Origin of the sequence: Pseudomonas sp. CNPSo 3701, assembly GCF_028674975.1 — a bacterium.
Classification (GTDB): Bacteria; Pseudomonadota; Gammaproteobacteria; order Pseudomonadales; family Pseudomonadaceae; genus Aquipseudomonas; species Aquipseudomonas straminea.
On the sequence record NZ_JAQZSI010000008.1, the window covers coordinates 196,559 to 215,947 of the forward strand.

The window sequence follows — 19,389 nt, forward strand, 5'->3', positions numbered from 1 at the left end:
CGGCAGGCCATGGCGTGGCGCCTGTTACACTAGCGCTCTTTTCGAACGCTCTTCAGGCCCGTACCGTGACCGTCACCGCTTTCTCCTCGCTTGCCCTGTCGCCCGCCATGCTGGCGAACCTCGAGTCCCTCGGTTACGCGCAGATGACGCCCATCCAGGCGCAGAGCCTGCCAGTGATGCTCAAGGGCATGGACCTGATCGCCCAGGCCAAGACCGGTAGCGGCAAGACCGCGGCCTTCGGCATCGGCCTGCTGGCGCCGCTCAATCCGCGCTACTTCGGCTGCCAAGCGCTGGTGCTGTGCCCGACCCGAGAGCTGGCCGACCAGGTCGCCAAGGAATTGCGCCGCCTGGCGCGCAGCGAAGACAACATCAAGATTCTCACCCTGTGTGGTGGTGTGCCCATGGGCCCGCAGATCGGCTCCCTGGAGCATGGCGCGCAGATCATCGTCGGCACCCCGGGTCGTGTGCAGCAACACCTGGCCAAGGGCACGCTGAAACTGGACGGCCTCAACACCCTGGTGCTCGACGAAGCCGACCGCATGCTCGACATGGGCTTCTACGACAGCATCGCCGAGATCATCGGCCAGACCCCTGAGCGCCGCCAGACGCTGCTGTTCTCGGCCACCTACCCGGCCGGTATCAAGCAGCTATCGGCGACCTTCATGCGCAACCCGCAGCAGGTCAAGGTCGAGGCGCTGCACGACGACAGCCAGATCGAACAGCGCTTCTACGAAATCGCCCCGGAAGAGCGCCTGGACGCCGTGGTCAAGCTGCTCAACTGCTTCCGCCCGACCTCCTGCGTGGCCTTCTGCTTCACCAAACAGCAGTGCCAGGAGGTGGTCGACCATCTCACCGCCAAGGGCATCTCCGCCGCCGCCCTGCATGGCGACCTGGAGCAACGTGACCGCGACCAGGTGCTGGCGATGTTCGCCAACCGCAGCCTGTCGGTACTGGTCGCCACTGATGTGGCCGCCCGCGGCCTGGATATCGACGCCCTGGACATGGTGATCAACGTCGAACTGGCGCGCGATTCGGAAATTCATATCCACCGCGTGGGTCGCACCGGTCGTGCCGGCGAGAAAGGCCTGGCGGTGAGCCTGGTCGCCCCGGCCGAAGGTCATCGCGCCCAAGCCATCGAGAACCTGCAGAAATCGCCGCTGAACTGGCACCCGCTGAGCAGCCTGAAACACCAGGGCGGCGCGCCATTGCAGCCGCTGATGATGACGCTGTGCATCGGCGCCGGGCGCAAGGACAAGCTGCGCCCCGGCGATATTCTCGGTGCCCTGACCGGCGAAGGCGGTATCCCTGGCGCAAAGGTCGGCAAGATCGCTATCTTCGACTTCCAGGCCTATGTCGCCGTTGAACGCAGCCTGGCCGTGCAAGCGCTCAAATGTCTCAGCGAAGGCAAGATAAAAGGTCGCTCGCTACGCGTGCGCACGCTTTAGGGTCTGTTGACATTTCACGCACGGCCGCGCCGGAGCCCGTTTTTGCGCGAGGCAAGGCACGAGATGCGAAGTTTGGTGGGCCAAATGAGCCATCGAGTAACGCCGCATCGCGCAAAAACGGGCCCGGCCCTGCGGGTTGCGCGAGAAATCTCGCCATGCGTTGTTGGAGGACTTGGCAAGGGAACAGCCATTCCCTGCGTCCTCCGCCTAGCCTGGCGAGATTTCTCGCGGCAACGCGGCTCGCGTTGAAACGTCAACAGACCCTAGACTCAAGCTATCGGCAGAGCGGGTATAGGGGGCTCCGTGCGCAATATTCTGGTCATCGAAGACAGCCCGCTGGTGCTCAAGATCCTCGAGCACCTGTTTCGCCACGAGCCGAACCTGCAACCAGTGTTCTGCGCCTCCCTCGCTGAAGCCGAGATGATGCTCGAAGCCTCGGCCGAACTGTTCTTCGCCGCCATCGTCGACCTGCACCTGCCCGATGCACCGGATGGCGAAAGCGTCGACCTGGTGATGCGCTACGGTTTGCCGTGCATCGTGCTCAGCGGCTCGTACAACGAGAAGCGCCGCGACGAGCTCCTGCTCAAGGGCGTGGTCGACTACGTGCTCAAGGAAAGCCAGCACTCCTACGAGTATGCGTTCCGGCTACTGCATCGCCTGGAGAGCAACAGCCACGTGAAGATCCTGGTCGCCGAGGACTCCGAGGCCACCCGCAACTTCATCCGCCACGTACTGGTGCCGCACCGCTACCAGATCATCGACGCGCACGACGGCGATGAAGCCCTGCGCATTCTCAAGGAGCAGCCGGATGTCGACATGCTGGTGGTCGACCACAGCATGCCGGGCATCAGCGGCTTCGAGCTGGTCAAGCTGCTGCGCCAGAAGATGAAGCGCAATGACCTGGTGATCCTCGGTCTGTCCGCCGACACCAAGGGCTCGCTGAGCGCCATGTTCATCAAGCACGGCGCCGATGACTTCCTGCGCAAGCCGTTCTGCCCCGAAGAGCTGACCTGCCGGGTGATGTTCACCCTGGAGCGCCGCGACATGCTGCGCGCCCTGAAAAAGGCCGCGCAATACGATGCCCTGACCGGCCTGAACAACCGCCGCGCCTTCTACGAACAGGGCATCCAGCAGTTCCAGCAGGCTCAGCGCAGCGGTCACAAGCTGAGCGTGGCGATGCTGGATATGGACCTGTTCAAGCAGATCAACGATGAATACGGCCACGCGGCCGGCGATGCCGCGCTGATCGGCTTCAGTCGGGCGTTCCGGGCGGCCTTTCCGGACACGCTGCTCGGCCGCCTGGGCGGCGAAGAGTTCGCCATGGTCAGTCCGCAGGATGGCGAGTCATTGCGCCTGGCGCTCGATGAACTGCGCGAACAATGCCGGCAGGTAAAATACGCCACCAGCGCGCCGCCGCTGTCATTCAGCGCCGGCATCTACCATGGCGCACCCGAAGACCTGGAAAGCCTGCTGCACCTGGCGGACCAGCAGCTCTACCAGGCCAAGCGCCAGGGCCGCGGGCGCACCGTCTGGCAGTGACCGCTCACTGCAAGCCGTAGCGCGCCATGATCGCCGCATAGCTGCCGTCCGCCTGCATGGCGGAGATGGCGGCATCGAAACGGCGAGCGATCTCGGCATGCTCACCGTGAGTCAGGCGAATCAGAATGTGCAGGCCGTTCTCGCTCAGCGGCATCGGCAGAAACTCGAGATCGTCGGCTATGTCGCGCAGCGCGTTGTTGAACAGAAAGCGCGCCACGTACTCATCCTCCAGCGCCAGCTCCACCCGGCCGTGGTGCACCATCTGCGCGGCACTCTCGAAGCTGCTGACCTCGACCGTCTGCAACTGGTCGTCGGCCATGAACGCCGGCGAGTAGGCATAGCCGCGGCGCACGGCAATCTCGTGGGCATGCAGGTCGGCGAGCTGATTGAAGATAACGCCACCGCCCTTGCGCTGTACCACGCGAATGCGGTTGACCAGATAAGGCGCCGAGAAATGACCGAAACCCTCGCGTTCCCGGCTGTACCAGGCGGTGATCAGCACATCGTAGTCGCCACGCTGCAGGCCCAGCACGGCGCGCTGCCAGGGCACTTCACGGTAGTCGCTGGCGTAGCCGGCACGCGTGAGTGCGGTGCTTACCAGCTCCACCGCCAAACCGCCGCCGGGTAGGCGCTGATCGGTGAACGGCGGCCAACTGTCGGCGACCAGACGCAGGGGATGCGCATTGGCAACCCACGGCAACAACACCAGCGACAGCAACCAGACACGCCCGATTTTCAATTGGTGGCAAGCCCTGCAAGGTGGACAGGAAGGAAGCCGCGACAGAACACGGCAATAAGGCTGATAGACAAGATAGCGGCAAATCGCCAGTCCGGCTCGCGATTGACGCATATCTGCTAGACCTGAATCGCGCAGCCACGGTTCGAAGAATCCTGCCAGCCGGACGCGCGGCCAGGCAGGCCTCCACAGCGCCCGCATGCCTTCAGGTAAACTGCGCCGTTTCGCGCCGGCCCAGCCACGCCGGCGCCCCAGCGTATGAGGAACATGCCGTGCTTTCACCCCAGGTTGTCATCATCGGTGCTGGCGCCGCCGGACTGATGTGCGCGATGACCGCCGCAGCCCGCGGGCGCCGCGTGCTGCTGCTCGACCACGCCAACAAGGCCGGCAAGAAGATCCTCATGTCCGGCGGCGGGCGCTGCAACTTCACCAATATGTACTGCGAGCCCGGCAACTTCCTCTCCCACAACCCGCACTTCTGCAAGTCGGCACTGGCGCGCTTCACCCAGTGGGATTTCATCGCCCTGGTCGCCAAGCACGGCGTGCCCTACCACGAGAAGAAACTCGGCCAGCTGTTCTGCGATAACAAATCCAGCGACATCCTCGCCATGCTGTTGGACGAATGCGAACAGGCCGGCGTCGACCTGCGCCTGGACACTTCGGTGAGCGCCATCGAGCGTGCTGACAGTGGCTACCGACTGACCACCAGCCTTGGCGCGGTCGCCTGCCAATCCCTGGTGATCGCCACCGGCGGGCTGTCGATCCCGACGCTGGGCGCCACCGGCTTCGGTTACCAGATCGCCCGCCAGTTCGGCCACGAGCTGCTGCCGACGCGCGCTGGCCTGGTGCCCTTCACGCTCACCGACCCGCAGCTGAAAACCCTGTGCACGGAGCTCTCCGGCACATCGGTGGAAGATTGCCGGGTCAGCTGCAACGGCCAGAGCTTCGTGGAAAACATCCTGTTCACCCACCGCGGCCTCAGCGGCCCGGCGATCCTGCAGATTTCCTCCTACTGGCAGCCCGGGGACACGGTCAGCATCGATCTGCTGCCGCATATCGATCTGCCCGAGTGGCTGCAAACCCAGCAGCGCGAGCGCCCCAACAGCGAACTGAAAACCCTGCTGGGCGAGCTGTTCACCAAGAAGATGGCTGGCCTGCTGGCCGACCAGTGGTTCGTCTCCAAGCCGATGAAGCAATACGCCCCGGCCGAGCTGAAGGCGATTGCCCAGCGCCTCGCGGACTGGCAGCTGGTGCCGGCCGGCACCGAGGGCTACCGCACCGCGGAAGTCACCCTGGGCGGCGTCGACACCCGCGAGGTGTCGTCCAAGACCATGGAGTCGCTGAAGTCACCGGGACTCTACTTCGTCGGAGAGGTGCTGGACGTCACCGGCCACCTGGGCGGCTTCAATTTCCAGTGGGCCTGGGCTTCGGGCTATGCCGCGGCGCAGTATGTATAGCGGATAGCCGCCCACAAAAAAACGCGCCCTGAGGCGCGTTTTTTCATTTGCCAAGCGAATCAGGCATCGGCCTGACTGGCCTGCTCGGCCCGCGCCTGGCCCGCGTAGGACACCGCGGCGGTGAACAGCACATCGGTGTGGGAGTTCAGCGCGGTTTCGAAGGAGTCCTGCACCACACCGATGACGAAGCCGATGGCCACGACCTGCATGGCGATTTCGGTATCCACACCGAACAGGCTGGTGGCCATCGGGATCAGCAGCAACGAGCCACCGGCCACACCGGACACACCAGCGGCAGCCAGCGACGACACCACGCACAGCAGCAACGCAGTCGGCAGATCGACGTTGACACCCAGGGTGTGGGTGGTAGCCAGCGCCATCACCGAAACGGTGATCGCCGCGCCGGCCATGTTGATGGTCGCGCCCAGCGGGATGGTGATCGAGTAGGTGTCCTTGTCCAGCTTGAGCTTCTCGCACAGGCGCAGGTTGACCGGAATGTTGGCGGCCGAGCTGCGGGTGAAGAAGGCCGTCACCGCGCTCTCGCGCAGCACCGTGAACAGCAGCGGATAGGGATTGCGGCGCATGCGAATGAAAGCCAGCAGCGGGTTCACCACCAGCGCCACCACCAGCATGCAGCCGACCATCACCAGCAGCAGCCGCGCGTAGCCGTAAAGCGCCTCGAAGCCCGAGTCCGCCAGGGTGCTGGCCACCAGACCGAAGATGCCGATGGGCGCCTGCTCGATGACGAAACGCACGATACGGGTGAAGGCGTCGGACAGGTCGCTCAGCAGCACCCGGGTAGTCGGCGCGGCGTGGCGCAGGAACAGGCCCAGCCCGATCGCCCAGGCCAGGATGGCGATGTAGTTGGAGGTGCTCAGCGCCTGTACCGGGCTGACGAAGATGCTGACCAGCAGGTTGTGCAGCACGTCGATGATGCTGCCAGGCGGGTCACCGGCTGCCGAGCCGATATCCAGAGTCAGGGTGGTTGGGAACAGGAAGCTGGCAAACACGGCCAGCGCCGCGGCGCTGAAAGTGCTGATCAGGTACATCGCCAGCACCGGGCGCACGTGGGTGGGTTGGCCACTTTGGTGGGCCGCCAGCGAGGAAGTGACCAGTACCAGCACCAGTACCGGTGCGACGGCCTTCAGGGCCAGCACGAACAGCTCGCCGAGCAGGCCGACTTTGAGCGCAGCCGACGGCGAGAAATAGGCGAGCAGAATGCCCAGCACCAGACCAATGAAGATGCGCAGCACCAGGCTGGTGTTCGAGTAGGCGGAAGCAATGCGTTTTAATGTATTCATGTTGTAGACGCCGTCCAGATTCTAGGCTTGGTGGCCTTGGGGGACAGGTCAGCAGGGGCATATGCCACGCCAAACGGGCAGGTCACCCCAAGACAGCCGGCAATTATAAGGGAGGAGACAGGGGACAGCGCCAGTCAGGTGGTGCGAATGGTCATGCGGAAAAGTCTGATTGTTATTGTTGTGGGGTGGGGGGGCGCGCAACCACGGGCGGTTTCCTTGTACTTGGTCAGCATGTCGGCGCCGGTTTCGCGCATGGTCTTGATCACCTTGTCCAGGCTCACGTAGTGCGAACCATCGCCATACAGCGCCATGCGTGCGGCGTTGATGGCCTTTACCGAAGCGATGGCGTTGCGCTCGATGCAGGGAATCTGCACCAGGCCACCGACCGGGTCGCAGGTCAGGCCCAGGTGGTGCTCCATGCCGATCTCCGCGGCGTTCTCGACCTGCTCGGGGGTGCCGCCGAGTACCGCGCACAGCGCACCGGCAGCCATCGAACAGGCCACGCCGACCTCACCCTGGCAACCCACTTCGGCACCGCTGATCGAAGCATTTTCCTTGTAAAGGATGCCGATGGCGCCAGCGGTGAGCAGAAAATCGATGACGCCGCGCTCGTTGGCACCGGAAATCGCGTTGGCGTAGTAATGCAGCACGGCGGGGATGATGCCGGCGGCGCCGTTGGTGGGCGCGGTCACCACGCGGCCACCCGCAGCGTTTTCTTCGTTCACCGCCAGGGCCCAGAGGTTGACCCAGTCGAGCATGCGCAGCGGATCTTCGGTGTAGCTGCGCTGGAAGCCGCCCAGCTTACGCGCCAGGATCGCCGCACGGCGACGCACCTTGAAGCCGCCGGGCAGAATGCCTTCGGTACGGCAGCCGCGCTCGACGCAGCCCTGCATCACCTTCCAGATCCCCAGCAGACCGTTGTCGATTTCTTCATCGGTGCGCCAGTGACGCTCGTTGCGGCGCATGATCTCGGCGATGCCCACGCCATGCTCGCGGCTCAGACGCAGCAGGTCGGCACCAGTGCGAAACGGCAGCGGCAGCGTAGTGGCGTCCGGTGCGATGACCTTGTGCTTGGAGCCGTCGGCGAGCACCGCCTCGCTTACCACGAAACCGCCGCCTACCGAGTAATAGGTGGCCTCGTGCACCTGCAGCCCGGCCTCATCGAAGGCGGCGAAGCGCAGGCCGTTGGCGTGCAGCGGCAGCGCCTTGCGGATCATCTTGAGGTCGTTCTTCTCGTTGAAAGCGACCGAATGACCGCCCGGCAAGGTGATGCGCTTATCGATGCGAATGGCATCGATATAGCCAGGAACCTGCTCGACATCCACGGTATCCGGCTCATAGCCGCTAAGCCCGAGCAGTACCGCCTTATCGCTGCCGTGGCCCTTGCCAGTGGCGCCCAGCGAACCGTACAGCTCGGCGACCACGCGCGCCACATTGGGCATGTGGCCCTGGTTTTCCAATGCATGGGTGAACAGGGCGGCCGCACGCATCGGGCCAACGGTGTGTGAACTCGATGGGCCGATGCCCACTTTGAACAGGTCGAATACGCTGACGGCCATGGCTGTATTTTTCTTCTGTGAGTTGAGACGGATACCCGGTTACGTACCGTCGACAGGAAAAATCTAAGACGGCCATTCCATTATGTATACTGATTTATTCTTACCATATTGATTAGCGAATCTTACCTTTAAGGTATCACCCATGGATCTGATCCGCCTGCGCACCCTTCGCGAGCTGGCCCGTTGCGGCACCATGGCGGCGACCGCCGAGTTTCTGCACCTGACGCCCTCGGCGGTATCCCAGCAGGTCGCCCAACTGGAACGTGAGGCCGATGTGGCGTTGATCGAGCGGCGTGGCCGCGGCGTGGCGCTCACTCCCGCCGGTACCCGGCTGGTGACCCACGTGGAGCGGATTCTGGTGATTCTCGACGAGGCGCGCTCGGAACTGGCGCAGCTGCGCAGCGAGATCGCCGGTGAGCTGCGCGTTGCCGCCTTCCCGTCCATCGCCGTGGCTCTGGTCGCGCCCATCGTCCACAACCTGCGCCAGGCCTACCCGCGCCTGGAAGTGGTGGTCGCCGACCTGGAGCCTCAGGAAAGCCTCAGCGCCCTGAGCGCCTGGCAGATCGACGTGGCGGTGGTCGATGACCTGGCCGGCGCCAGCAAGGCGCGCCAGGAACATTACGAACTGATTCCGCTGACCGAGGACCGCCTGCACGTGCTGCTGCCGGTCAGCCACCCACTGGCTTCGCGCACCACACTAACCATTGCCGACCTGCAAGATGAAGCCTGGGCGCTGGACTCCACCAACAGCTCGTTCGGCGAATTCATCGCCAACCTGTGCCGCCGCTCGGGCTTCACGCCGCGCATCAACGCCCACTGTGCGGGCTTCGAGATGGTCGCGGCGATGGTCGCCTCGGGCAATTCGATTTCGGTGGTTTCCGGCCTGCGCCTGCTCAGACCCGTGGAAGGCGTCACAGCCGTGCGCCTGGCCCCGGCGATCCAGCGCAAGATCTTTCTGGCCTACCGCAAGGGCGAGCGCGCGCATCCGGCTGTGACCGTATTTCTCGACGAGGCGGTACGCACGGCGGGTGTGCTGGAAGGTTACCAGCGTGAGGAAGGCGAAAACGAGTCAGGCCAAGCCTGACCCGTCAGCCTCAAAAGCGGAACACTTCGGCGTCGATACGAATCGGCTCGGCCACCGGCATCTTCGGCGGTTCCTGCCGTGCAGCCGGCACCGGCGCCTTGCGACGCGGTTCTTCGGCGGCAATCGGATTGCTGCCGCTGTTCTTCACCGCAGTGGCCAACTGGTCGACCAGTTGCTGCACTACAGCGCTTTGGGCACGCACCTGATCGGCGATCGGGCCCTTGTGCTTCTCTTCCAGGTGCACCAGGCGGGTGTCGAGCAACTGCCCGTCACGGCCGACCAGGCGCCACTGACCTTCGAGCACCGCCGGTTGGCGCGGGCCGGAATCCAGGCGGGTAATGGACAGCAGCACCTGCACCTGAGCCTTGTAGTTGGGGTTGTCCGAGGCCAGCACCAGACGCTGGCTGTTGATGCGGTTGGACAGCTGGCGCAGCACCTGACGATCCAGGTCCGTGGCCAGGCTGCCGGCCCAGCGCGAGGTCATCGCGGGGCTCAGGCTGCCGTCATCCTGGCGTTGCAGCAGGGCTTCACGCTGCAGGTAATCGGCCACGGTAATCGGGCCCAGCAATACGCTCATGCCATCCTTGTCAGCCGTCTTGGTAGCCGCCGGGCCGCCGTCGAGCTGATAAAGGGATACGGGCATCAGGTGCGAACAGCCGGTCAGCATCAGCAGACCGGTGAGAAGCAGGGTGAGAGGAAGCCGCTTAGCTATCATCAATGTCTTCCAGCTGGCAGCGGGGCCAGCGATCGTGGCAGGTGAACATGCCAATACAAAAATAGGTGAATCACCACGCCGGCTTACGCCTGCGCGGTGCAAATAATCCCTGTCTGCATGCAATGCGCCTGCCACCCGACGACTTGAATAAAGGATGGCAGATGGCCCACCGTCCGGCGGGCATGCGAGGGGCGGTATCATCCGATAAACCGCCCGCGAACTCCAGCCCCAGGCCATTGGCCAGCAGAGTTACTCGACCAACAGGCCGTCCACACGCTGGAAGCCACGCGGCAATTTGTTGCCGCGCCGGCCGCGCTCGCCCTTGTAGTGTTCGAGGTCATCGGCCTTCAAGGACAGCGTACGCTTGCCAGCCTGCAATACAAGAGTGGCGCCCGCCGGCAGCACCGCCAGGTCGGTGAGGTACTCCTCGCGGCTGGCCACGCGGTCACCGGGAATGCCGATGATCTTGTTGCCCTTGCCCTTGCCCAGTTGCGGCAGGTCGGCGACCTTGAACAGCAACAGGCGGCCTTCGGTGGTCACCGCCGCCAGCCAGTCTTCCTCGCGGTTATTCAGCGGCCGTGGCGGCACCACGCGCGCACCATTGGGCAAACTGAGCAGCGCCTTGCCGGCCTTGTTCTTGGCCTGCAGGTCCTCGCCCTTGACCACGAAACCGTAGCCGGCGTCGGAGGCGATCACGTACAGCGCCTCATCATCGGGCAGCAGCACGCACTCGAAGGAGGCGCCCGGCGGCGGCGTCAGGCGGCCGGTCAGCGGCTCGCCCTGGCCACGGGCCGACGGCAGCGAATGGGCGGCCAGCGAGTAACTGCGCCCGGTGGAATCGATGAACACCGCGTACTGGTTCGAGCGCCCGGGCGCCGCGGCCTTGAAGCCGTCGCCAGCCTTGTAGGACAGGCCGGTGGCGTCGATATCGTGGCCCTTGGCGCAGCGCACCCAGCCCTTTTCGGAAATCACCACGGTGACCGGCTCGGTCGGCATCAGCTCGGTTTCCGACAGGGCGCGGGCTTCGGCGCGGGCGACGATCGGCGAACGGCGGTCGTCGCCGTACTTCTCGGCGTCCTCGAGAATTTCCTTGCGTACCAGCTTCTTCAGCTTGGCTTCGCTGCCCAGCAGGGCCAGCAGCTTGTCGCGCTCCTTCAGCAGCTCGTCCTGCTCGCTGCGCAGCTTCATCTCTTCCAAACGCGCCAGCTGACGCAGACGGGTGTCGAGGATGTAGTCGGCCTGGATCTCGCTCAGTTCGAAACGCTCGATCAGGCGCGCCTTGGGATGCTCCTCGGTACGGATGATGTGGATCACTTCGTCGAGGTTGAGGAAGGCGACCAGCAAGCCTTCCAACAGGTGCAGGCGCTTCTCGACCTTGTCCAGACGGAACTGCAGGCGGCGGCGCACGGTGCCCAGGCGGTACTGCAACCATTCGACGAGCATCTGCCGCAGGTTCTTGACCTGAGGCTTGCCATCCAGGCCGATGACGTTGGTGTTGACCCGGTAGCTGGATTCCAGATCGGTAGTGGCGAACAGGTGAGTCATCAGTTCGTCGGCATCGACGCGATTGGAGCGCGGGATGATAACGATGCGGCACGGGTTCTCGTGATCCGACTCGTCACGCAGGTCGGCGACCATCGGCAGCTTCTTGGCCTGCATCTGGCTGGCGATCTGCTCCAGCACCTTGGAACCGGAAACCTGATGTGGCAGCGCGGTGACCACGATGTCACCGTCCTCGACGCTGTACACGGCGCGCATGCGCACCGAGCCGCGGCCGGTTTCGTAGATCTTCAGCAGGTCGGCACGCGGCGTGATGACTTCCGCCTCGGTCGGGTAATCCGGGCCCTGCACGTGCTCGCACAACTGCTCGACCGAGGCATTGGGCTCGTCGATCAGGCGCACGCAGGCGGCGGCGACTTCGCGCAGGTTGTGCGGCGGCACGTCGGTAGCCATGCCCACGGCGATGCCGGTGGTGCCATTCAACAAGAGGTTGGGAAGCCGCGCCGGCAGGGTCGCCGGCTCGTTCAGCGTACCGTCGAAGTTCGGCACCCAGTCAACGGTGCCCTGGCCCAGCTCGCTGAGCAGCACCTCGGAATAGCGCGACAGGCGCGCCTCGGTGTAGCGCATGGCGGCGAAGGACTTGGGATCGTCCGGCGCCCCCCAGTTGCCCTGACCGTCGACCAGCGTATAGCGGTAGCTGAACGGCTGCGCCATCAGCACCATGGCTTCGTAGCAGGCGCTGTCACCGTGGGGGTGGAACTTGCCGAGCACGTCGCCGACGGTACGCGCCGACTTCTTGTGCTTGGCATCGGCGTCCAGACCGAGCTCGCTCATGGCGTAGACGATGCGCCGCTGCACGGGCTTCAGACCGTCACCGATATGCGGCAGGGCGCGATCCATGATCACGTACATGGAGTAATTGAGATAAGCCTGCTCGGTGAAGTCGGCAAGGGAACGGCGTTCGACGCCGTCCAGGCTCAGATCGAGGGTTTCGCTCATGCGTGCCTCATTGCAAGGTTGATTGGCGCAGCACCAGGCTGCCGCCCTTCTGACTGAATTCGAGTTGTTTCAAGGCGCTCATGCCCAGCAGGATCTCGTCGCCATCCATGCCCGGGGCGATCAACGCCGACACGTCGTGCAGCACGATATCGCCGAGTTGCAGACGCTCCAGGCGCGTGCGATGCGCCGTGGCGATGCCGTTGGCGGTACGGATCTGCACCGGCGCGCCGGCTTGCAAGCCAAGATCGCTGGCGACCTGGCTGGGAATCGCCACCTGGGTGGCGCCGGTGTCGAGCAGAAAGCTCGCCGCCTCGCCGTTGATCTGCCCGTCGACCCGGTAATGGCCGCCGGGGCTGCTGGCCAGGCGCACTTCGACGTAGCCGCTGCCGTGCACCGATTCCGGCTGGCGATTGGGATGGCTCTTGTCCTCTTCCCACTTGCCGAAGAAATGCGTGGCCAACAGCAGGCCGGCGCCCCAGGCGAGCACCAGCATCACCCGGCCGGCTCGACGCCCGACGGTCTGCTCGCTCACTGCACGGCACCCCAGCCACCGGCCGGTGCGGCGAAGCGCCAGACGATCGGGCGCTTCTCGCCATCGCTGCGGGTTTGGCTACCGTTGTCGACGCCGATCCAGGCGCCCTGCGCGTCAACGGACAACGCCTCGGCCATGCCGTAATGCACGGGATAGCGGCGCGCGTCGGTCAGCGCTTCGGCGACGAACGACCAGCAGCGCTCGACCTCGCCATTGGCCGGCGTGCGCCGGCAGATGCGATGGGCCTGGCGCTCCAGGGTGTAGAGTTTCTCCTCGAAGAAGGCCACATCGGAGAAGTCCACCGGCGCGGACCGGCCGCCCAGCGCTTCGGGCGAGATTTCTTCACCGCCCTCGTTGAGCAGCACGCAACCACCCTCGCAGCGCCAGGCGTTGTTGCGGTTATGCACAATCACCAGGCCACGACGCTCCTTTTCCGCCGCCAGCCACAGGCGCTCGCCGGCCGGGTCGATGGCGATGCCTTCGAACAGCGCGTTGAAGTTCAGCAGCATGCCGCTGGCCCGGGCCTGGCGCACCATGCCTTCAGGCAGCTTCAGCCACTGCGCGTCGGCAGCCGGCGGCACCTGCAGCACCGCCGCGCGGGCTTCGCTGACCAGGTAGCGATTGCCCTTGGCGTCACAGGCAATGCCTTCGAAGTCGAGATGCCCGCCGCGCACCAGCCCGGCCATCCAGGTGCGCATGCGCAAGCCCCAGGGCAACGGCATCGACGGCGCGGGCGGCGCCACGAAATGCTCGGCTTCGGCCTGCCAGACGGTGGCCGAGGAATCCAGGCGGTACAGGCGATCATCTTCACGGTCGGACACCGCCCACAGCGCATCGCCGCACCAGGCCAGGCCCGACAGGTTGCCGGCGTCCATGCCGTCCACCGGGTGCTCGCTGACCAATTTGAGCTCTTCCAGCGGCGGCATGTCGGCAAGTGCCGGCGTCATGGCGGCGAGCAGCAAGGCGCCGACCAGTCGGCGCATCAGAGCAGCACCTCAGCCAGGTTGCCCTTGGACTCCAGCCAGGATTTGCGGTCGCCGGCGCGCTTCTTGGCCAGCAGCATGTCCATCACTTCGCGGGTGCCCTCGAAGTCTTCGAGGGTCAGCTGCACCAGGCGGCGGGTGTTGGGGTCCATGGTGGTTTCGCGCAGCTGCGGCGGATTCATCTCGCCCAGACCCTTGAAGCGGGTGACCTGGGGCTTGCCGCGTTTCTTCTCGGCGACCAGGCGATCGAGAATGCCGTCGCGCTCGGCCTCGTCGAGGGCGTAGTAAATGTCCTTGCCCAGATCGATGCGATACAGCGGCGGCATGGCCACGTAGACGTGACCGGCGTCGACCAGCGGGCGGAAGTGACGCACGAACAGCGCGCAGAGCAGCGTGGCGATGTGCAGGCCGTCGGAGTCGGCGTCGGCGAGGATGCAGATCTTGCCGTAGCGCAGCCCGGAGAGATCGTTGGAGCCGGGGTCGATACCGATGGCCACGGCGATGTCATGCACCTCCTGGCTGGCCAGCACCTCGCCGCCGTCCACTTCCCAGGTATTCAGGATCTTGCCGCGCAGCGGCATGATCGCCTGGAATTCCTTGTCCCGCGCCTGCTTGGCGCTGCCGCCGGCCGAGTCACCCTCGACCAGGAACAGCTCGCAGCGCAGCGGGTTCTGGCCCGCGCAGTCGGCCAGTTTGCCGGGCAGCGCAGGGCCCTGGGTGATCTTCTTGCGCTCGACCTTCTTGCCCGCCTTGAGGCGGCGGCTGGCATTGCTGATCGCCAGCTCGGCGAGCTGCTGGCCGAACTCCGGGTGGGCGTTGAGCCACAGGCTGAAGGCGTCCTTTACCACGCCGGAGACGAAGGCCGAGGCCTCGCGCGACGACAGGCGCTCCTTGGTCTGCCCGGAGAACTGGGCGTCCTGCATCTTCATCGAGAGGACGAAGGCGATGCGCTCCCAGACGTCTTCCGGCGCCAGCTTGACGCCGCGCGGCAAGAGGTTGCGGAACTCGCAGAACTCGCGCATAGCATCCAGCAGGCCCTGACGCAGGCCGTTGACGTGGGTGCCGCCCTGCGCCGTGGGGATTAGGTTGACGTAGCTTTCCTGCACCGCGTCGCCACCTTCGGGCAGCCACAGCAGCGCCCAGTCCACGGCTTCCTTGTTGCCGGCCAGGCTGCCGCAGAAGGGTTCGTTGGGCAGGCGCTCGAATTCGCTGACCGCATCGACCAGGTAGGAGCGCAGGCCGTCTTCGTATAGCCACTCGACCTTCTCGTTGCTGGCCTTGTCGTGGAAGCTGACCGCCAGGCCCGGGCACAGCACGGCCTTGGCCTTGAGCACGTGCTTGAGGCGGCTGACCGAGAACTTGTGGGAATCGAAATACTTGGCGTCCGGCCAGAAGTGCACGCTGGTGCCGGTGTTGCGCTTGCCGACGCTGCCAATCACTTCCAGGTCGCTGGCCTTGAAGCCGTCGGCGAAGGCCATGGAGTACTCGCTGCCGTCGCGCTTGACGCGCACCTCCACGCGGGTCGACAAGGCGTTGACCACCGAGATGCCGACGCCGTGCAGCCCGCCGGAGAACTGGTAGTTCTTGTTGCTGAACTTGCCGCCGGCGTGCAGCTTGGTGAGGATCAGCTCGACACCGGGCACGCCTTCTTCAGGGTGGATGTCCACCGGCATGCCGCGGCCGTCGTCGATCACTTCCAGGGAGTTGTCCTCGTGGAGGATCACCTGAATGGACTTGGCGTGGCCGGCCAGGGCTTCGTCGACACTGTTGTCGATGACTTCCTGGGCCAGGTGGTTGGGGCGCGTGGTGTCGGTGTACATCCCCGGGCGCTTGCGCACCGGGTCGAGGCCGGAAAGCACTTCGATGGCATCGGCGTTGTAGGCGTTTTGCTGGGCCATGGGTCTCTGCAATGCTCTGATTGATCGGGGATTGGCAGCGCCCGCTCAGCTGGCGGGCGCAATGCCGGCAAAGGCGAACAACATCGGCAGGCGCTCGGCGAAACCCTGGAAACCGTGGTCGCCACCCGCTTCGATGCGCAGGGCGCAGTGCCGGTAATAGGCCTGGGCGCGCCGGTAGTCGAGGGTTTCGTCGCCGGTCTGCAGCCACACCTGATAACGCGCCGGGTCCGCAGGCGGCTCGACGGCCAGTTCAGCCAGGGCCGCCACGTGGTCCTCGGTCAGTTCCCAGGTTTCGCCGCTGTAATGGTTGGTCTGCGTGCCCAGGTAGCCGTCGAACAACTCGTGGGGCCGCACCGCCGGGTTGATCAGCAGCGCCTTGAGCCCGTGCAGCTCGGCCAGGTGGGTCGCATAGTAGCCGCCCAGGGAGCTGCCGACCAGCGTGGGGCGTCCCAGCTCGGCGATCAGGGCTTCGAGCTGGGCGATGGCCTGGCGAGGATGGTGATGCAGGGCCGGAACCCGCAACTGGTTCTGCAGGCCGCAGTCGGTCATGGCGGCGATCAACTGGCTGGCCTTGGTGGAAACCGGCGAACTGTTGAGGCCGTGGATATAAAGAATGCTATTGGTCATAACGGGAGGCTACTAGCGCCAGCCTGCAGGCTGCAAGCATTGCCGTCTCGGCCATGAGCCCCCGCGCCGAGCCCTAGTAGCCGCCAACGCTGTAGTCGGGCTCGAACACGAAGCCCTCGACCCGCGACACGCCAGTGTCCAGCCGACCATCATCGTGCAGACGCAGCCAGCGATAACCTGGCGCCGCACTGTCGGCCTGGAAGTCTTCACTACCCGGGGTGAACTGCACGCAGGTCGACGGCGACGCCAGCAGGCGCAGGTCGTCACGGCGGGTATCGATGGTCTGGTGCACGTGGCCCCAGAGCACGGCGCGCGCCTGGGGAAAGCGTTGCAGCAGCGAGAACAGCGCATCCGGATTACGCAGACCGATCGGCGCCATCCACTGGCAGCCGATATCCACCGGGTGGTGGTGCAGGCAGATCAGGTGGTGGCGATCCGGCGCTTCGCTCAGCGCACGTTCCAGCAGCACCAGCTGGGATTCCTGCAGGTAACCCGGCACAGCGCCCGGGATCGACGAGTCGAGCAGCGTGACCCGCCAGTTACCCAGATCCACGATCGGCTCGAGCAGGTCGGTGCCCATGCAGGCGGCCTGCATGGTGGGAATGTCGTCATGGTTGCCGGGAATCCAGCGGGCCGGGGCGTCGATGGCGTCGCTCAGTTCGACGAAGCGCGCGTAGGAAGCCGCCGTACCGTCCTGGGACAGGTCGCCGGTGGCCAGGATCATGTCGACGGCCGGCTGCTCCTTGAGCACCTGCTCGACCACCCGGCGCAGGCTGTCGGCAGTGTCCATGCCCAGCAGCCGGCCGCTGTCATCGGCGAACAGATGGCTGTCGGTGAGCTGCACCAGCAGCACCTAGGAATCGACAGAGGGGGGAACGGCCGCACGCGCCAAGGTACGTCTCCTTGAATGAGTGCGAATTATGGAAGCGTCAAACGAGGTGGTAAACCCGCAAATAAGCACTGGTTCACAGAAAGCCGATGCATTTTCATGGCCATAGGCCATCAATCAAATCAATGACTCGGTTTCGTGCCCGCATGCTAGGCAGTGGCTCAACCATTCGCCGAGAAACACGTTGAGCTGAGTTTTCTCGTCCGGCTGATGCATGGCGGCGTTGGGATAGGGATAGATGCCGCGAAAGCGCCGTGCGCTCTGGGCGCCGGTGACTTCGGCCATGCGCGCGTCATGGTAGACGCGCACTTCCAGCTGCGGCACCGGCAGCCACGGCAGGCTGTGCTCCTGACGCACCTGCACCGTGGAGGTATAGGGGCAGCTCTCGACCACCTCCAGAGCCAGCACGCCCAACTGCCGCTCGCCCTGACTGAGAGCCACGCGCCGCGCACCCTGGGCCTCACGCATGCCAGGCAAGAGGCGCATCAGCCGCGCATAGTTGGCTTCGCAAGCCGCTTGCAGCTCGATCAAGTCGACCCGGTAGCGCTCGCGCAGCAGATTCAACCCCATAGACCCCGGACCTCGGCACGGTTGAGCGCCAGCCACTGCAGGGCGATGATGCTCGCCGCGTTGTTGATCTTGCCGTCCTTGACCGCCTGCAGGGCGTCCTCGAAGGGCCATACCTGCACGCGAATGTCTTCGCCCTCTTCCTCCAGGCCATGGATGCCGCCTACGCCAGCGCTGTCGCAGCGGCCGAGGAACAGATGCACGAATTCATCCGAGCCGCCGGGCGACGGGAAGTAGCGGGTCATCGGCCACAGCGAGGTCAGCGTCAGGCCGGCCTCCTCCTCGGCTTCGCGCAGGGCGACTTCGTCCGGCTCCTCGTTCTTGTCGATCAGCCCGGCGACCAGTTCGACCAGCCAGGGATTGGTGGCCTTGTGCATGGCGCCGACCCGGAACTGCTCGATCAGCACCACGCTGTCGGTTACCGCGTCGTAGGGCAGCACACACACCGCGTCGTGGCGGATGAACAGTTCGCGACGCAGCACCGGACCCATTTCGCCGGAGAACTGCCGATGACGCAGGTGGAAACGATCCAGGCTATAGAACCCGCGAAAGCATTCCTCACGCTCGATGATTTCCACCGCGTCCGGGCCGGGGGTAAAGGTTTCGGTCATCTGCTGGTCTCTCGTTGAGCTGTACACAATGTGGCCATCCTAGGGGCTGTTAAGGCTCCCCGGCAAGCGATGCGGCGAAAGCCTGGCCGATCCGCCTGCATTGACGAATAATCGCGAACTACCCTGCCGTCAGGCAGTCGAACGCCCGTCCTCTGCCAATGGCTTTTTCCTGCATGAACATGTCACGCATTGCCCGTCTCGGCACCCTCCTCGGCCTCGCCCTGCTGCTTGGCGCCTGCCAGAGCCTGTCCCGCTCCGAACAGCCTGAAGGCATCGCCACCACCCACGAGAAATGGGAACACAAGCCGGCCGACTGCAGCGGCCCGGATTGCCCGCTGGTCAATGTGGAACTGCAGCCAATAACCGGCCAGCCCGCGCTCAATGCGCGCATCGAAGCCACCCTGCTCGACCTGGTCAAAGCCGCCACCGGCAGCCGCCCGGCATCGCTGGCCGAACACGAGCGCGAGTTTCTGGCCAATGGCAAACCGGGCTGGGTCAGCTACCTGCAGGCCAAGGTACTCAGCCAGCATGACCAACTGGTGGTGATCGAGCTGTCCAGCTATCACTTCATCGGCGGCGCCCACGGTGTACCCGGGCGCACCTACCTGAACTACGACCGAACGCAGAACAAGGTGCTGAGCCTGCAGGACATGCTGGTGCCGGGCGAGCAAGCGGCGTTCTGGCAGATCGCCGCGCGCGCCCACCAGGCCTGGCTGATCGCCCAGGGCCACAGCAACGATGCGGAGTACCGCAAGACCTGGCCGTTCGAGCGCACTGCCAACATCGCTCTGAACCCCGATGCGGTGATGCTCAAGTACGACGTGGCACGCCTGGCGCCTTACGCCGACGGCCACCCGGAAATTCTGATTCCTTACAGCCAGCTGCAGGGCATCCTGCGCCCGGCGTATATGCCCGGCGCAGCACGTTAAAGAGGGATAGTCAGCCGC

Annotated in this window: 17 protein-coding genes; 5 read left to right on the forward strand and 12 right to left on the reverse strand. The window is 64.9% G+C overall.

Annotated elements, in window-relative coordinates; genetic code table 11:
* Nucleotides 1-65 precede the first annotated feature (65 nt).
* Together dbpA and PVA39_RS20940 are read left to right on the forward strand one after the other, a co-directional pair.
* Nucleotides 66-1,445: an ATP-dependent RNA helicase DbpA gene (dbpA, locus tag PVA39_RS20935; RefSeq protein WP_274125684.1), complete on the forward strand. Its 1,380-nt coding sequence runs from the start codon at nucleotides 66-68 to the stop codon at nucleotides 1,443-1,445.
* Between the two features lie 303 nt (nucleotides 1,446-1,748).
* A complete protein-coding gene (locus tag PVA39_RS20940; RefSeq protein WP_274125685.1) occupies nucleotides 1,749-2,984 on the forward strand; it encodes a diguanylate cyclase domain-containing protein in 1,236 nt (411 codons plus the stop codon).
* A 4-nt stretch (nucleotides 2,985-2,988) separates the two neighbouring features.
* On the opposite strand, the gene PVA39_RS20945 is transcribed toward PVA39_RS20940, so the two are convergent.
* Nucleotides 2,989-3,723: a substrate-binding periplasmic protein gene (locus PVA39_RS20945; RefSeq protein WP_274125686.1), complete on the reverse strand. Its 735-nt coding sequence runs from the start codon at nucleotides 3,721-3,723 to the stop codon at nucleotides 2,989-2,991.
* A gap of 269 nt (nucleotides 3,724-3,992) precedes the next feature.
* Between PVA39_RS20945 and PVA39_RS20950 the strand changes: the two genes are divergently transcribed.
* Complete coding sequence (locus PVA39_RS20950; protein WP_274125687.1) at nucleotides 3,993-5,177, forward strand: NAD(P)/FAD-dependent oxidoreductase; 1,185 nt, start codon at nucleotides 3,993-3,995, stop codon at nucleotides 5,175-5,177.
* 59 nt (nucleotides 5,178-5,236) lie between these two features.
* Here the strand turns inward: PVA39_RS20950 and sstT are convergent, their stop codons facing one another.
* On the reverse strand, nucleotides 5,237-6,478 hold the full coding sequence (gene sstT / locus PVA39_RS20955; protein WP_274125688.1) for a serine/threonine transporter SstT: 1,242 nt from the start codon (nucleotides 6,476-6,478) through the stop codon (nucleotides 5,237-5,239).
* Nucleotides 6,479-6,612: 134 nt separating this feature from the next.
* Nucleotides 6,613-8,037 (reverse strand): L-serine ammonia-lyase, encoded by a 1,425-nt coding sequence (locus PVA39_RS20960; RefSeq protein ID WP_274125689.1) that lies wholly within the window; start codon nucleotides 8,035-8,037, stop codon nucleotides 6,613-6,615.
* A gap of 142 nt (nucleotides 8,038-8,179) precedes the next feature.
* Here PVA39_RS20960 and PVA39_RS20965 point away from each other — a divergent pair, with 142 nt between their 5' ends.
* Entirely contained in the window at nucleotides 8,180-9,121 is a 942-nt protein-coding gene (locus tag PVA39_RS20965) for a LysR family transcriptional regulator (protein ID WP_274125690.1), read from the forward strand.
* Between the two features lie 10 nt (nucleotides 9,122-9,131).
* Here PVA39_RS20965 and PVA39_RS20970 read toward each other — a convergent pair whose 3' ends face one another.
* The 9 genes from PVA39_RS20970 to PVA39_RS21010 all read right to left on the reverse strand — a co-directional run bounded on the left by PVA39_RS20970 (nucleotide 9,132) and on the right by PVA39_RS21010 (nucleotide 18,442).
* The gene (locus PVA39_RS20970) at nucleotides 9,132-9,836 is read right to left on the reverse strand and encodes a PqiC family protein (protein WP_093506359.1); all 705 of its coding nucleotides are present in this window, start codon (nucleotides 9,834-9,836) and stop codon (nucleotides 9,132-9,134) included.
* Nucleotides 9,837-10,085: 249 nt separating this feature from the next.
* The gene (gene parC / locus PVA39_RS20975) at nucleotides 10,086-12,335 is read right to left on the reverse strand and encodes a DNA topoisomerase IV subunit A (protein WP_274125691.1); all 2,250 of its coding nucleotides are present in this window, start codon (nucleotides 12,333-12,335) and stop codon (nucleotides 10,086-10,088) included.
* 7 nt (nucleotides 12,336-12,342) lie between these two features.
* Nucleotides 12,343-12,867: a retropepsin-like aspartic protease family protein gene (locus PVA39_RS20980; RefSeq protein ID WP_093506355.1), complete on the reverse strand. Its 525-nt coding sequence runs from the start codon at nucleotides 12,865-12,867 to the stop codon at nucleotides 12,343-12,345.
* Nucleotides 12,864-13,850, reverse strand: coding sequence for an esterase-like activity of phytase family protein (locus tag PVA39_RS20985; protein WP_274125692.1), 987 nt, complete (start codon nucleotides 13,848-13,850; stop codon nucleotides 12,864-12,866). The genes PVA39_RS20980 and PVA39_RS20985 overlap by 4 nt, the downstream gene beginning before the upstream one ends.
* Nucleotides 13,850-15,748: a DNA topoisomerase IV subunit B gene (gene parE / locus PVA39_RS20990; RefSeq protein WP_013793230.1), complete on the reverse strand. Its 1,899-nt coding sequence runs from the start codon at nucleotides 15,746-15,748 to the stop codon at nucleotides 13,850-13,852. Before parE ends, PVA39_RS20985 begins: the two co-directional genes overlap by 1 nt.
* Before the next feature lie 45 nt (nucleotides 15,749-15,793).
* Nucleotides 15,794-16,375, reverse strand: coding sequence for a YqiA/YcfP family alpha/beta fold hydrolase (locus PVA39_RS20995; protein WP_274125693.1), 582 nt, complete (start codon nucleotides 16,373-16,375; stop codon nucleotides 15,794-15,796).
* A gap of 73 nt (nucleotides 16,376-16,448) precedes the next feature.
* Nucleotides 16,449-17,228 (reverse strand): 3',5'-cyclic-AMP phosphodiesterase, encoded by a 780-nt coding sequence (gene cpdA, locus PVA39_RS21000; protein ID WP_274125694.1) that lies wholly within the window; start codon nucleotides 17,226-17,228, stop codon nucleotides 16,449-16,451.
* A 153-nt stretch (nucleotides 17,229-17,381) separates the two neighbouring features.
* On the reverse strand, nucleotides 17,382-17,834 hold the full coding sequence (locus PVA39_RS21005) for a DUF1249 domain-containing protein (RefSeq protein ID WP_093506347.1): 453 nt from the start codon (nucleotides 17,832-17,834) through the stop codon (nucleotides 17,382-17,384).
* Nucleotides 17,825-18,442: an NUDIX domain-containing protein gene (locus PVA39_RS21010; RefSeq protein WP_274125695.1), complete on the reverse strand. Its 618-nt coding sequence runs from the start codon at nucleotides 18,440-18,442 to the stop codon at nucleotides 17,825-17,827. The genes PVA39_RS21005 and PVA39_RS21010 overlap by 10 nt, the downstream gene beginning before the upstream one ends.
* Before the next feature lie 173 nt (nucleotides 18,443-18,615).
* Here PVA39_RS21010 and PVA39_RS21015 point away from each other — a divergent pair, with 173 nt between their 5' ends.
* Nucleotides 18,616-19,371 carry a DUF3298 and DUF4163 domain-containing protein gene (locus tag PVA39_RS21015; protein ID WP_274125696.1) on the forward strand — a complete coding sequence of 252 codons (756 nt, stop codon included), beginning with the start codon at nucleotides 18,616-18,618 and terminating at the stop codon, nucleotides 19,369-19,371.
* Nucleotides 19,372-19,389: the final 18 nt, after the last annotated feature.

Excerpts from the sequence above, each read along its gene's own strand:
- PVA39_RS21015 (WP_274125696.1), top strand. The coding sequence starts at position 18,616 with ATGAACATGTCACGCATTGCCCGTCTCGGCACCCTCCTCGGCCTCGCC.
- parE (WP_013793230.1), bottom strand. The coding sequence starts at position 15,748 with ATGGCCCAGCAAAACGCCTACAACGCCGATGCCATCGAAGTGCTTTCC.
- PVA39_RS20995 (WP_274125693.1), bottom strand. The coding sequence starts at position 16,375 with ATGACCAATAGCATTCTTTATATCCACGGCCTCAACAGTTCGCCGGTT.
- sstT (WP_274125688.1), bottom strand. The coding sequence starts at position 6,478 with ATGAATACATTAAAACGCATTGCTTCCGCCTACTCGAACACCAGCCTG.
- PVA39_RS20960 (WP_274125689.1), bottom strand. The coding sequence starts at position 8,037 with ATGGCCGTCAGCGTATTCGACCTGTTCAAAGTGGGCATCGGCCCATCG.
- PVA39_RS20985 (WP_274125692.1), bottom strand. The coding sequence starts at position 13,850 with ATGCGCCGACTGGTCGGCGCCTTGCTGCTCGCCGCCATGACGCCGGCA.
- PVA39_RS21010 (WP_274125695.1), bottom strand. The coding sequence starts at position 18,442 with ATGACCGAAACCTTTACCCCCGGCCCGGACGCGGTGGAAATCATCGAG.
- PVA39_RS20970 (WP_093506359.1), bottom strand. The coding sequence starts at position 9,836 with ATGATAGCTAAGCGGCTTCCTCTCACCCTGCTTCTCACCGGTCTGCTG.
- parC (WP_274125691.1), bottom strand. The coding sequence starts at position 12,335 with ATGAGCGAAACCCTCGATCTGAGCCTGGACGGCGTCGAACGCCGTTCC.
- PVA39_RS20965 (WP_274125690.1), top strand. The coding sequence starts at position 8,180 with ATGGATCTGATCCGCCTGCGCACCCTTCGCGAGCTGGCCCGTTGCGGC.
- PVA39_RS21005 (WP_093506347.1), bottom strand. The coding sequence starts at position 17,834 with ATGGGGTTGAATCTGCTGCGCGAGCGCTACCGGGTCGACTTGATCGAG.